Source organism: Mesorhizobium sophorae, assembly GCF_002270415.1.
In the GTDB taxonomy this organism is placed as follows: domain Bacteria; phylum Pseudomonadota; class Alphaproteobacteria; order Rhizobiales; family Rhizobiaceae; genus Mesorhizobium; species Mesorhizobium sophorae.
The window spans coordinates 1-13,069 of record NZ_NNRI01000022.1; the positions used below are offsets into that span (position 1 = coordinate 1).

10 protein-coding genes and 1 pseudogene are annotated in these 13,069 nt (G+C 59.2%); 8 read left to right on the forward strand and 3 right to left on the reverse strand.

Annotation, left to right across the window (positions count from 1 at the left end):
- From CGZ66_RS31060 to CGZ66_RS31070, 3 genes and pseudogenes are all read right to left on the reverse strand, one after another.
- Positions 1-829: pseudogene (locus CGZ66_RS31060) on the reverse strand (hypothetical protein); the annotation flags it as partial.
- Complete coding sequence (locus tag CGZ66_RS31065; RefSeq protein ID WP_245331108.1) at positions 826-2,172, reverse strand: tyrosine-type recombinase/integrase; 1,347 nt, start codon at positions 2,170-2,172, stop codon at positions 826-828. The pseudogene CGZ66_RS31060 and the gene CGZ66_RS31065, both read right to left, overlap by 4 nt.
- A 328-nt stretch (positions 2,173-2,500) precedes the next feature.
- Entirely contained in the window at positions 2,501-3,229 is a 729-nt protein-coding gene (locus tag CGZ66_RS31070; protein ID WP_095084961.1) for an ArdC-like ssDNA-binding domain-containing protein, read from the reverse strand.
- Between the two features lie 610 nt (positions 3,230-3,839).
- On the opposite strand from CGZ66_RS31070, the gene CGZ66_RS31075 reads away from it, so the two are divergent.
- The 8 genes from CGZ66_RS31075 (at position 3,840) to CGZ66_RS31110 (ending at position 12,993) form a co-directional block, all read left to right on the forward strand.
- On the forward strand, positions 3,840-5,009 hold the full coding sequence (locus CGZ66_RS31075) for an ImmA/IrrE family metallo-endopeptidase (protein ID WP_095090557.1): 1,170 nt from the start codon (positions 3,840-3,842) through the stop codon (positions 5,007-5,009).
- A 6-nt stretch (positions 5,010-5,015) separates the two neighbouring features.
- The gene (locus tag CGZ66_RS31080) at positions 5,016-5,480 is read left to right on the forward strand and encodes a DUF4411 family protein (protein ID WP_095090558.1); all 465 of its coding nucleotides are present in this window, start codon (positions 5,016-5,018) and stop codon (positions 5,478-5,480) included.
- Between the two features lie 1,090 nt (positions 5,481-6,570).
- Positions 6,571-6,816, forward strand: a complete 246-nt coding sequence (locus CGZ66_RS31085; RefSeq protein WP_206073821.1) for an acyl carrier protein — start codon at positions 6,571-6,573, stop codon at positions 6,814-6,816.
- Between the two features lie 31 nt (positions 6,817-6,847).
- Positions 6,848-8,725, forward strand: coding sequence for an HAD-IIIC family phosphatase (locus CGZ66_RS31090; RefSeq protein ID WP_143748909.1), 1,878 nt, complete (start codon positions 6,848-6,850; stop codon positions 8,723-8,725).
- Between the two features lie 70 nt (positions 8,726-8,795).
- A complete protein-coding gene (locus tag CGZ66_RS31095; RefSeq protein ID WP_095091660.1) occupies positions 8,796-9,989 on the forward strand; it encodes a pectate lyase family protein in 1,194 nt (397 codons plus the stop codon).
- 71 nt (positions 9,990-10,060) lie between these two features.
- Entirely contained in the window at positions 10,061-11,032 is a 972-nt protein-coding gene (locus CGZ66_RS31100; RefSeq protein WP_095090560.1) for an NAD-dependent epimerase/dehydratase family protein, read from the forward strand.
- 60 nt (positions 11,033-11,092) lie between these two features.
- The gene (locus CGZ66_RS31105; RefSeq protein ID WP_095090561.1) at positions 11,093-11,713 is read left to right on the forward strand and encodes a hypothetical protein; all 621 of its coding nucleotides are present in this window, start codon (positions 11,093-11,095) and stop codon (positions 11,711-11,713) included.
- Positions 11,710-12,993: a polysaccharide biosynthesis/export family protein gene (locus tag CGZ66_RS31110; protein ID WP_095090562.1), complete on the forward strand. Its 1,284-nt coding sequence runs from the start codon at positions 11,710-11,712 to the stop codon at positions 12,991-12,993. The genes CGZ66_RS31105 and CGZ66_RS31110 overlap by 4 nt, the downstream gene beginning before the upstream one ends.
- Positions 12,994-13,069 lie beyond the last annotated feature (76 nt).

Consider the following 13,069-nt stretch of genomic DNA (forward strand, 5'->3'; position numbering starts at 1 on the left):
CGAGATCGGCGGCGATGAGATGCCGGCGGCCATGCAGATCGTGGATGAGGCGGTCGTTCGGCAGGCCGCTCTCGCGGCGCAGCGTGTAGAGCCGCGTGAAGAGAGGATGCCGGTGCCCGATGACGCCTTCCGCATCGATCAACGCCATGGCCGCTTCGTGAGCCGTTGCCAGAGCCTCGTTCCGATCAACAACGTCGACCGTCGGAATGCGATCGGCCTCGGCGAAGCGACGAATGATGGCGGCGAGATCGGTGCGCGCAGCGGTCCGCAACGCCGTAGCGATGTAGTCGCCATAGGCATCGCGTGGACGGGCGCGCACGCCGGGCCGGTCGCTCGTGTACATCAGCCGCCGCGAGGCATCGGGCGGCAGGCGGCCGGGCTCCGCCGCCTCGGCGAGCCGGAGGAGGTTGAGCACCTTGCTCATCCGCTGCAGCCGGTGATTGGGATGGAGACCGCTCTCCTCCATCCAGGCATCGAAGCCGTCGATGCAAGCGGCGTTGACGTCGGAGAGACTGGCGACGCGCGGTCTGGTGGAATCGAGATAGCGCCAGAACGTCTTGAGCGCATTGGCATAGGCGGAGGCTGTCGAGATCGAGCCCGCTGGACCCCCGACCTGGCAGGCGCGCCAGAGCGCGCCTGCAAAAGTCCGGGCCAATGCGGTTCGACCGCTCAGCGTCATCAGGTCGATCGTGACGCTGCGATCCGCCAGTGTGACGGTGAAGCGGAGCGACGCGATCGCAGCACCGGCTTCGCCTTCCGGATCGGGCAACGCCTCGGGAAAGAGGGCACGGCGGCCCGGCCGCCGCACCGCCGCAGCTACCGTGGTCATTCCACATCACCGGTCGTCTCTTCAGCCCAACGATCGGCCGCCGCATCGACCAGCTCCTGCGCTTCGGCAAGGCTGTCGAGATAAATGTAGGTGCTCGTCACACTAGCGTGCCCCAGGAGGTGCTGGAGCTTCTGCAACGGATCGCCGAGAATCCGTCGATAGGCCGCACCATGCCGATCCTGTGGATCGAACACCGCGCCGATCTGCTCGCGGATCAACATGGAAAGCATGCTGACAGCGAAGGTGTGCCGCAGGGTGTGCGGCGTCACGTCGAGATCAATACCGAAGCGGCGGCAGCGGGCGCAGGCCCGGCGGAAGGCGGCTTCCCAGGTGGCCGATGGCACAGGCTGGCCGCCTTCGGTGAGCCAGAGCAAGGCGTGCTGCGCCTTGCCAAGTGCGCCGATCAGCACACGCCGGCGCTCGCCCGGCGTGAGCCGGTCGAGCCGGACGCGCTTGCCCGCCGCGTCGACAGCCTTCCCGGCATCCGGAGTCAACCACAGCGGATCGGGCATCGAAAGCTCTGAGCGCGCGGACGTGATGGTGCGCTCGAGATCGACATAGTCGCCGATCAAGGTCAGCACGCGGCGGGGAATGCGAATGCGCCGCGGTCGTCCGCCCTTGGCGATCGGACCGGGAAGATCGAATGGAACGGAGCGCGATCCGGGCTCGGTCGAGCGCGGCAGCTCGGTCAGAAGCAGGCTGCCCGCCTCCGTCAGCCGCAGACCGGTGGTTACCAGAAGCTCGGCGAACAGCGCGTTCCGCTCACCATTGCGGCCGCGCCATGTCGGGTCCTCCGAGCCGTCGGGCAAGCGTCCGCGCAGCCCCACGTCGCGGAACAGGAGATAGCGGCCGAGGTCGATGTAGCGCATATCGTGCCGCCGCGCTGCGCGCTCGCGCGCCCGGTTCGTCTGGACGGCCAGCACGGCGCGCGTGCCCGCCGCCCTGCGAAGAGCGACGCCATAGCTGAAGGGTGATGCCGTGGTGATCGCTTCTTCGACGGCCCAGCGGTAGAGCTTATCAAGCGCTGCAACGCTCCGATTCCAGCTTGCCGCCGAAATGCGGAACGCGGCGTCCGACAGGCGCCGCGCCCGGTGAAAGGCAAGCACGTCATGACGGTCCGCCTGCCAGACCGTCTTGCCGCCGCGCCGCTCGCCGAGAAAGCGCGCCCAGACGAGAATATCCCGGGCATAGGAGCGCCACGTGTTCGGCGACCGCGCGCCCACGCCCGGACAGGCGCGAAAGAACCGATTGAGGTTGGGATCGTAGCTGCCGTCATCCATCAGGATGAAGGGCATGCCGTCGATCAGACCGGCGCGCTCGGCGATGTCGAGCGCGCCGGTCATGATGTTCACGGGGGAGCCGTCAACAGAAAGCGGGCGCGACAGAGCGCCAAGATCGGTAAAATACAACTGCACGCACGTGACCTAAGCGGAGCGCCTACGGCGCAAGTTATTGTCTTGAATGCGAGGGGTTCCCCTCGCGCTCTCCCGCTCGCCGCGTGGCAGGGGTGCAGGACTTCGCCTGCACCCCATGAACAGCTTGTCGTGCCGCCGCCGCGTCAAGCGTTGTCCTCGCTACGCTGCGGGAACGCTTGACCCGGACGTCTGAAGAGCCTCACCGGAACAGTCGGTGGGGCCCCTCAATGCCTGATTCTGAGACAGGATTACAGAGTCAGGATAAGGCGACCAGCTCCTCGCGGGCATAGCCGTCGTCTCCGAACCGCTTCCGACCGAAGTCACGGTCAAGGCGCGTAGCGTGCCGGGTCCAGTGCGTGGCCTCGTGGGCAAGCGTGGCGTAGTAGGCTTGCGCATCCCGGAAGGCCTCGAAGGCGGGCATCTGGATAACGTCGAGAGCCGGGCTGTAATAGGCGCAGTCGCCGCCATGCCGGATGTCGGCGCGCGTCGAGGCAAAGAAGGCTTCGGCATGAGCGATGCGCTCATCCGGGTTCCGGACGCTTTCGGCGCGGGCATAGAAGTGAGCCGGCAGCCCGTCGACCTGCTCGACATTGAAGACCGTGTAGGCCTTTAGGAACGGGATGAAGCGCTCGGCCTCATCGCCGGTGGCCTCGTCGGTCTCGGTGCGCCGCATGGTGTCGGCATACACCACGGGAGAGCCCTTCTCGCCCTTGCGGACACGGCCGCCCAGCTCGATGGCCTGCTTGAAGGTGATCCAGATCGGCGCGGCGTAATGCGCGGTCATCGCGGACGCCCAGAGCGTCAGGACGTTGATGCCGGCATAGGGCTGGCCGTTATGGCGAAGCGGCCGGGAGACGTGGCCGGCGGCATGGGCGGCGCTCCAAGGCTGCGTCCAGGGTTTCACTCCCTGCTCAAGGGCTTCGATGATCTGGTTGGTGATGCGGCTGTAGACATCCTGCCGCGGGGTTTCGTTGGTGTCCGACATGACCTTGCTCCTTTTGCGTTGGGTTTTTCTCAAGACGCGGAGAAGCTGGGCCGGGCGATTGAGCCGGCCGGTCAGGCCCTAACACGGTCCCGCCCGGGCGGGAGTGGTGCGGGCGGGGTTTGACCGGGCGGCGCGCCCAGCCGAACGATCGCGGCAAATATTGAGGAAAGCGCGCCGCAATGAGCATGGACGGAACGCCGGAAAGCCAAACCGCGCGGCATCGGCGAAAGTCGACAGGAAGCGACCCTGCAAAGGCAGGCAGCACGCGAGTCAACGCAAATGGACGGCGCTGTGCGGGACCAACTTCACCGCGGCCCTTTTTAAGGTACGGGGCCAAGGCTGGCCTGTGCGACTGGGAAAACGACGACGATCCGGGCGAGAGCACCACGACCGGGCTCGCGTCAGCTGCACCCCGATACGAGGATCACCGGAGAGAAGATCGCATGGGGCGGGAGAACGCCAAAAACGGTCCCGTGGCTTCCGCCACGCCTAGCCCTTGCGACGTCCTTTCGAGTATGACCGGGATGCAACGCCACCACGATCCAACGGCGTTAACTGGAACAAGAGGTGCGGCGGCCATGTTGACAGCTGTGATAGAGTAGGCGTGACCATGACCAAAAGCACCCTCGCCTATATCAATCCGGCCATCCTGCGATGGGTCCGGGAACAGGCCCGCCTCAGCCCCGAGGCGGCGGCCGAGGGTATTGGCATATCCGCCGACAAGCTGCAGGCCTGCGAGGCCGGCGACAAGCACCTGACCTTCCCGCAGTTTCTGGCCGCGGCGAACTTCTACAAGCGCGCACCCGCAATCTTCTATCTGAATGAGCCTCCGGTCGGATTTCAGCCGATTCAGGATTTCCGGCGCCTTCGCGAGACGCCAGAGGACGCCTTCAAGTCCGGTCTGGAATGGGCGATCCGGCAGGCCAGGGAGAGACGTGAATTGGCGCTCGAGCTCCGCAATGATCTGGGCGAGCCGGTTCAGCCGTTCAAACTGCAGGCCGCCGTCAAAGACAACGTAGAGACCGTTGGGGCGGCGATCCGGACCTATCTTGGCATCAAGCAGGTCGACCAGCAGACCTGGCGCGCCAAGGCTTTCGATAACTGGCGCACTGCCATTGAAACCAAGGATGTGCTGGTCTTCATGGTGCCGCGCTTGGCATTGACCGAAATGCGGGGCGTGGCGGTCGCAGAACCCAAACTGCCGATCATCCTGATCAATTCCAAGGATCGCACCAACGGGCGCACTTTCACCCTATTGCACGAATTCTGCCATCTGGTCGTCAGGGCCAGCGGTATCAGCGGTCTCGATTTCGTCGCACCCGAGCCCGCCAGCGCCGTCGTAGAGCAATTCTGCAACGCGGTCGCCGGCGCCGCTCTGGTTCCGAGCTCCTGGTTGCTAAGCGAGCATTTGGTACGCACCAAGGGCCAGGTGAAGACCTGGGACGACGACGAGCTGGCCGCGCTGGCCGGCCGCTTCGGCGTCAGCCGCGAAGTCATTTTGCGCCGTTTGCTGGGCCTCGGCCGCACCACACAGGCATTCTATGAAAGCCGCCGTGCGAGCTTCCAAGCCGAGTATGATGCCTTGGCCGAGAAAAAGAGTAGCGGAGGTCCCGAGCGTCATCTGGTCGTGCTCAGCCAGCTAGGTCGTAGCTTCACTCGCTTGGTGTTGCAGGGTTACTACGATCGCCAGTTGACGCTGCGCGACGTCGCAAGCCACCTCAATATGCAGGTGACTGCCGTTCCGAACATCGAACGCGCCGCCTTCGGCCTTGCAGGGTAGCGCTACGTGGCGACGATTTATTGCATCGACACATCGGCCCTGATCGCCGCCTGGTACGAACGTTACAAGCCCAAGCGCTTCCCGAGATTGTGGGACGAGTTTGACAGGCTGATCGGTCAGGGCCGCCTGGTTTCGTCCCTTCTGGTCCAGGCCGAATGCGAGAAACGCTCCCCGGAGCTGCATGACTGGCTGAAAGAGCGCGCGGACATGTTTGTCGCGCCCGACCAGGCGATCCAGCAGCGGGTCCAGCATGTGCTGAACACCTACAAAGGCCTGGTCGCCGCCGGCAAAGAGAAATTTGCCGCCGATAGCTTTGTCATTGCCACGTCCGAGGTGTTGGGCCACACGCTCGTCACCGAGGAAACCGGCGTGGACAGCTTACGCAAGATCCCCGGCGTCTGTAACGCCATGAAAATACCCTGCATCAACCTGATGCAGCTGTTCGACGCCGAAGACTGGACCGTCGGTTAGCCGGAATGCCTTGGGGCCGGCTAAGCTGTCTGAGAGAGATAACTCCCTCTATGGAAAGCTCTCCAAGTTCCCGTCGACATTGCGAAGGCGCGATCCCTCCCCCGCGAAATTCGCAGGACGGGCAGCATACCCTCCCAATTGCTTCGTATCCTGCAGGGCGATGAACCTCATGGCCGATGTTCGCCGCTCGTGATTGAACCTGTGCCAAGCGGCGCGAAGAAGCACGTCCACCTCATCTTGTACCTGCCGGCGCGAAACGTTGGCATTAAAGACTCGCAGATATGATACCGCTCATCCGGCGCGGCCTGGACGCGGTCCCTTGGGACAAACCACTCTCCCGTCGGCGGGTCATTCCGAGAGTAAGGTTCGGGTTGTTTGACGTAGTAGCCATCCTTAGTAGGTCTGACGTCGCTGGAATCGATTGGATGGCAATCTCGATTGCCGCAGCACCTAAAATGAAGAACAGGGTCAGTCTTGTCTTTATACCAATCGTAGGCGTTAGCATCGCCGGCCAAGACAAGCCATACCAATGCAATGCCCCCGTGCGACTTCCCCATGGCCGGCCTCTCGCACTACTAATACCATATTAGCGATGACTAAACTACATGACTGAAGCCGTACTGCCCGGCGCAGAGGTCCCAACGGCGAAGAATGGCAATCTACGCGCGATAAGCGTTATTCGACCATTGGCCGCCCCCGGTCAGGGACCGCATCCCACCGGCAGCTAACATTACAGTTGTCATTCCCCGCATATATGCCCACCAGATCATCGCACAAATGTTCTCACAGGAGGAAAGAGCAACTGTAATACCAAGATCATATCTCGAAATTTTGTGTGTTTAGACGTCCGTTCTTGCAACTGTATTCATTTCATAGTGTCTCATTTTTGTCATCTTTGGATAGCGCGTGAAAAATTTATTGACAAGGGTTCTAGCGATGGTTCAGAGCATGTTCCGTTGACCTTTGGAGTTCCAGGAATGCTGCGATGAAAGAACCTCCTCTTTGATGGCCGCATGGTGGCCATACGTCAACTCAAGCACAATCCTTCTATCTTATTCAATCATAGCCAAATAGCAAAGGGCAATGGCGTATGGACCATAAGAAGATACTGTCCATCGTAAACGAGCTGATGACTGGCGTGTTTGACGAAGTGGATTTGGTCGCCACTGAGGAAACAACAGCGGATGATGTCGCGGATTGGGATAGTACCAACCATATCCGTCTCATCATGGCAATTGAAGAGACGTTTAAGATAACCTTCTCCTCCGACGAGATTACCGCTCCGCAGAATGTTGGAGAGTTGGTTGATCTAATATCGTCCAAACTGGCTGCATGAACTAAGCTTTCTGGCCCAGGAGTAGTGCAAAGTGCGAGATCTCAATTGGCTTCCCGCGGCGCCAGCTGACTATTCTGCCAAATGTCGTGCCCTCGCCAGCGGAGAAGGGGAGTTTGGCCTTCATCTGCAAAGGCTGTCCGGCTTCCGCCTCAACGGAATTGAGGCCCTGAGTTTCCGGCGCGCGATGGCGAAGGCGCAGATGGCCGGAAAAGATTTGTCGCCGCTTTCAGCTTTCAGGCTAGCCGTGGTGTCAAACGCGACGATGGATTTCGTGATCGACCATCTACCGGCGGCGGCCGCGAGGCATGGCGTCGCCCTTGAGGTCATTGAGACTGACTTCGACGTGGTAATGCAAGAGGCACTCGACACGACGTCGAAAGTCAATGTCAGTAATCCTGATGCGGTGTTACTGGCGGTCGACCACCGCTGGCTCGGGCTTGGTTTGGCAGTCGATGAATCCGGCACGGAGGTGGAAGGAGCTGTCACTAGGCTGCTAGAGGCGGCACGCCAATTCAAGAACAACAGCGGGGGAATGCCGATCCTTTCCTTGCTCGCAACGCCGGGTGATCTGCTCTTCGGCAGCTTCGACCGACGCGTGGCGGGATCTCTCGCCTCTAAGATTGGTCTGGTCAACCAGTCGATCCTCGATTTTGCGCGAGACGAAGGCGCCTACGTGCTGGATGTCGATGCCATAGCGCAGTCAGTCGGGGTGTCCGAGTGGTTCGATTCCATGAAATGGAACGCGCAAAAACAACCTTTCGCGCCCGCTTTCAGCGCTCTTTACGCAGATCGACTAGGCCGGTTGCTCGGAGCCATTCGGGGTAAAGCGCGCAAGTGTCTGGTGCTCGATCTCGACAACACACTTTGGGGTGGCGCGGTTGGTGACGAGGGTCTGGATGGCATTGTGCTCGGTCAGGGTTCCGCCGCTGGCGAGGCCTTTCTCAGCGTTCAACGGACCGCCAAGGCACTAAAAGAGCGCGGCGTCATCCTCGCGGTCAGCTCGAAGAACGACGACGAAGTCGCGCGTTCGGCGTTCCGTATCCACACGGAGATGATCCTAAAAGAGAACGACATTGCCGTTTTCCAAGCGAACTGGACCGACAAGTCGTCGAATCTTGAGGCAATTGCCAACGCGCTCAACATCGGGATCGATTCCTTGGTGCTGTTGGACGACAATCCCGCCGAACGGGGCCAGGTTCGAGCGGCTCTGCCGATGGTGGCTGTGCCGGAACTGCCCGCCGACCCGGCCTGCTTCGCAACCACCCTACTAGCCGCGGGCTACTTTGAAGCGGTCAGCTTCAGCGCCGACGACGTTCTACGCGCGGCCTCTTACGCCGAGAATGCCCTTCGCGCCGAAGTCTTGGCTAAGGCCCGCGATCTAGGCGACTATCTCACCTCCCTCGGCATGGTGCTGCGATGCGGACCAATCGATGCCTCGAACCGGACGAGGGTCACGCAATTGATGAACAAGTCCAATCAATTCAACCTGCTCACGAGGCGGCTCACAGAGAACGAGGTCGAGTCTATGGAGGCCGACCCGTCCATGATTACCCTTCAGGCAAAGCTTAGTGATCGCTTCGGCGACTTAGGGCTGATCAGCGTGGCGACATGCTCGATCGAGGGCGCCAACGCCACCGTCACCGATTGGCTAATGAGTTGCCGCGTGCTGGGGCGTAAGGTCGAGGAGGCAATTTACGGCGTTCTCTTGGATATCCTGGCCAAGCGAGGGGTCCGGACGCTCAACGCCAGCTATCTTCCGACCAAGAAGAACAGCATGGTGAGCGAGCACTTCGATCGGTTGGGTATGACAAGAGTGAAGGAGCTCGCCGACGGCGCGGTTTTTTATGAAGCCTCGACCCCGGGCGACGCGCTGCAATCGCTGCCAATGACGATCGAGAGCACTCTGTGAGGCGCCCCCCTTCTCACCGCGCATCCAGTGCGCCGCCATGGTGCTCGGTCGTTCTTTGGAGCATCGGGGCATGAAGATCGCTGCGGCACTCTCGACGCTCCTGCTGTCGTTCGGCTGCTTCATGCCAGGCGCGAAGGCGTTGAATGATTGTAGCTTGCCAACCCTGTCGTGTCCGGTCGTTCAGTCGCTGCTCAGCCAGCGCGAAGGTTATGGTCGTTCCGCAGCCGGCGGACTCGATGGGACATTCGTGACCGTGACATCGGCCTCGGACTCCGGCCCGGGCACCCTCCGCGATACACTGTCGGGCCGCGGCGCGAAATGGATCCGCTTTGCGAACGACATGACCATCGACCTGAAATCACAACTTAAAGTGCGATCAGGCACGACAATCGACGGACGCGGCCACACGATCATCCTTCACGACTATGGATTGAGCATCACCGATCACACCCAAAGCGTGATCGTTACGCATCTGACTATCGACGGGCGCTTCAAGACGATTGCCCAGGCCGTCAATATTGCCAATTTTTCAAGCGACATCTGGGTGAATCACCTCGATCTGTCACGCTTTATCGACCGGCTTATCAACGTGAAGAGCGGCTCCACAGATGTGACGATATCGTGGGTGAAGTTCCATGACCACAATAAGGTAATGCTGATAAACAACCTTCCGTCGAAGGATCTATTTGCTTTCTACGACCGGGATAAGATAGCGCGCGTCACGCTTCATCACTCCTATTTCCTGAACACTGTCCAACGTAACCCCAGGGTGCAGATCGGACTTCTGCACGCTTACAATAACTTGTTAGAGGACTGGGATGTCTATGGCATGAGTTTTAGCCTCGAAGCGCGTGCCACCGTAGAAGGAAACATTTTTGTCAATAGCACCTCCCGGCCCTGCCGGGAGCCGTCCGTCTTTGCAACAAAGGAGGGACCGGAGATGAACTACTGTAAATATATCCCTCGTGCAGCCGCCAATGCCCAGCTTCCTAACGGCAAGGCCGATGAAGCGAACTACAATGGGACAGTTGATCAGTATGGCTATCAACACGATATGAAGGCGTTTCTGCGCGTACGGGAGAATCTCTATGTCGGCGACGCACTTCAGGGGATTGACGACTACCACCCGGAGAAGGTGCCTACCCCGCCCTATTGTACGTCCTATGAGGCCCCCAGCCTTGGACTGGCGGCGCGTATTCGTCTGGAAGCGGGAAATACAACACAGGAGACCCCCCACGCCATCGATCGATGTCCTGCCCAGTAGACCCGCAGTAGGTCTTTGAATCCGAACGTAAAGTCCGTACCGGCCAACCGGTGCATTTGAGAGGTACGTACATGACCATCCTGGTGACTGGCGCCGCTGGATTTATTGGATATCACGTCGCCGACGCCCTGTTGGCGCTCGGGCACGATGTCGTCGGCGTAGACAATCTTAATTCCTATTATGAGGTGAGCCTCAAGGAGGCTCGGCTCTCGAAACTGACAGCAAAGAGAAGGTTCATATTTCAGAAACTTGATTTATCTGACCGTGATAAAATTTTAGGCCTAGCTGAAGAATATCCTGACATCACTCATATTGTGCATCTGGGGGCGCAGGCCGGAGTGCGTTATTCACTAATCGACCCGTACGCCTATGTGACGTCCAATCTCATGGGTCATGTTGTTATCCTTGAACTTGCACGTAAATTGAAATCTCTGGTACACACTGTTTACGCGAGCTCATCGTCGGTGTACGGCAACAATTCTAAGGTCCCCTTTTCAGTTGATACCCCGGTTGACCAACCACAGTCGCTTTATGCTGCAACGAAAAGGGCCGATGAGCTTATCTCGTACACATATTCACACCTTTATGGACTTAAAATCACAGGCCTGCGATTCTTCACCGTGTATGGGCCATGGGGGCGACCGGACATGGCCCCGATGTTGTTCTCAAAGGCCATTCTCGAAGGTACTCCGATTGACGTATTTAACCATGGAGAGATGTGGCGTGATTTCTCGTTCATAGATGACATCGTCATTGGCGTCATTGCGGCAATGGAACGGCCACCTACTCTCAAGCCACCGCATAAAGTTTACAATCTTGGCAATAGTAAGCCTGAGAAACTCACTGATTTTATATCTGTACTTGAAAGCTCGCTCGGACGAAAAGCGCAGAAGCGGTTTATGCCGATGCAGCCTGGAGATGTTGAGAGAACATCTGCTGATACTCTTGAGGCTCAACTGGACCTCGGCTTTGCGTCATCAACGTCAATAGACACCGGGATCCCACAATTTGTGAAATGGTACCGTGATTACTATGACGCTTGAACCGCAACCGACCTATGCTGCGAGGCACTTTCCATGTCTACCCGGCCAAGAGGTAGATAGATGAGCCGCAACCAACGCGCCACCATTCAGCATGACCATCGCGCGGAGCAGAAGATAGTTTCTGATAGCGGCGGCTATCGAGCGAACACTGAGGTCGCGGTAATGCGCGCCGAGTTAACAGACGGCCTTGCCCCACAGTATGCAGCCCAGCCGGCGGCGGTGCAGCCGATTGGCTATCTCTATCGCTTAACATCCCAACCCAACAATGGATGGCGGTTCACGAGAGATGCACACCTCGCGGAGCGGGCGGAGCCCGGATACTACATTGTCCGACCGGTTTTCGACGCTCCGGTCCCTGTCACCCCCGCAGCATCTGAACCTGAGACGATGGCGGCGAGCGAGGCGCTGCGGGAAGCGCTGGTCGACCACAACAACATATTGAGGTCTGCCTTTCAGATCGCCGGTCGAGAAGGGAAGGAAACGAACTGGACAGCGTTCGCACAGAACGTCAGTTCAACGCTCGCAAAACATCACGCGACAACAAACCAGGCCCGCGCCGCCCTTGCTGGAAAATCCGCGCCATTGGAAGACTTCCTGGCAAGACTGTCCGATGGGCAAAAAACCTTGCCGGAGATTATCGAGGCCCTGACGCGGTTGCGGGAGGATAGACGCGTCAGATGAAAAATGCCTCGAGCGGCTCGCATCGCCACGCTATTTCACAGCCGAATTGGCTCGGCAATCTATCGGCAGCGGCGTGCCGGGCTGCAGCCCATGGCAAGTGGTCCGGCGGCAGATTCCGCACAAGTGCGCTTCTGCTCTGCGTCGGCCTGGTCCCTTTGGCAGGCTGTCAGGTCGTACCCGGAGCAGGCCCTGATGCCGGCACGATATTGGCGGCATCTGGAAAATCCGGATCGGAACAGCATCGGCCTAATGCCGTGGTGTTTGACGTCGTAGAGATTGACGGCCACAGCGCCCGCCTTGTTGCCGACTATTCGTCTCAGATATTTAGCAAGCGCTTCGGCATGGGTGGTCCGCTCAACACCGCGGTCTTCGGTGTGGGCGATCGCGTGCGGGTAATTATCTTTGAGGCCAGTGACACCGGATTGTTTGCTACAAAGGACTCCAAGCAGACAAGCTTGGACTTGGAGGTGCAGCCGGATGGGAATGTTCCTATTCCCTACGCCGGTTTGATCCGCTTCGCCGGCCGCACAGCCGAACAAACACGGAAATCCATTCTTGCCGCCTTGACCGGGAAAGCCGTGGAACCTGACGTCATAGTCACCAGTATCGGAACGGATTCGCGGGTAGCCACCGTCACAGGTGCAGTCAAGGCATCGGCCCAGGTTCCGCTCAACTTGAATGGCAACCGACTGATGGATGTCATTGCAAAGGCCGGGGGGCCCGTTGATCCGCCGTACGAAAGTTATGTGACGCTGAGCCGTGGAACTAAGACCGCCACTACGTTGCTGAAGACAATCATCGAAAGCCCGGTTAACAACGTTTTTATTCAGCCGAATGACCAGATTTTTCTTGCACATGACCCTAGGACATTCACCATGCTGGGACAGACGACCAGCAACAACCGGATTGCATTCGGGGCCAACGACCTAAACTTGCTGGAGGCGATCGCACTCGCAGGCGGTGGGAACGACCGCAATGTAAGCGCCTCCGGTTATTTCGTCTTCCGTTATGAAGAAGAAGGGATCGTGCGGGCGCTCCTTGGCGACAGGCGCTTTGACGAACTGCTCTCTAAAGGTCTGGCGTCCAACAAAGACAACAAGTATCCCATCGTGTACCGACTCGACATGAACAGGCCTGATAGCCTGGTGAGTGGACAAACATTTCCGATAAAGAACCGGGACGTTATTTATGCATCGCGACATCCTGCGGTCGAGCTGCAGTATTTTCTGTCCTTGGCTGCACAGCCGCTCAACATCGCGCGAGGAGTGAGCGGATTCTGATCCTAATCTGACAGCTGTGGCAACGCGACCGCTTTTGCTTACCTTTGTAACAATCACAACGTTCTCAAGTATAGAA

Excerpts from the sequence above, each read along its gene's own strand:
- CGZ66_RS31065 (WP_245331108.1), bottom strand. The coding sequence starts at position 2,172 with ATGACCGGCGCGCTCGACATCGCCGAGCGCGCCGGTCTGATCGACGGC.
- CGZ66_RS31070 (WP_095084961.1), bottom strand. The coding sequence starts at position 3,229 with ATGTCGGACACCAACGAAACCCCGCGGCAGGATGTCTACAGCCGCATC.
- CGZ66_RS31075 (WP_095090557.1), top strand. The coding sequence starts at position 3,840 with ATGACCAAAAGCACCCTCGCCTATATCAATCCGGCCATCCTGCGATGG.
- CGZ66_RS31085 (WP_206073821.1), top strand. The coding sequence starts at position 6,571 with ATGGACCATAAGAAGATACTGTCCATCGTAAACGAGCTGATGACTGGC.
- CGZ66_RS31095 (WP_095091660.1), top strand. The coding sequence starts at position 8,796 with ATGAAGATCGCTGCGGCACTCTCGACGCTCCTGCTGTCGTTCGGCTGC.
- CGZ66_RS31100 (WP_095090560.1), top strand. The coding sequence starts at position 10,061 with ATGACCATCCTGGTGACTGGCGCCGCTGGATTTATTGGATATCACGTC.
- CGZ66_RS31105 (WP_095090561.1), top strand. The coding sequence starts at position 11,093 with ATGAGCCGCAACCAACGCGCCACCATTCAGCATGACCATCGCGCGGAG.
- CGZ66_RS31110 (WP_095090562.1), top strand. The coding sequence starts at position 11,710 with ATGAAAAATGCCTCGAGCGGCTCGCATCGCCACGCTATTTCACAGCCG.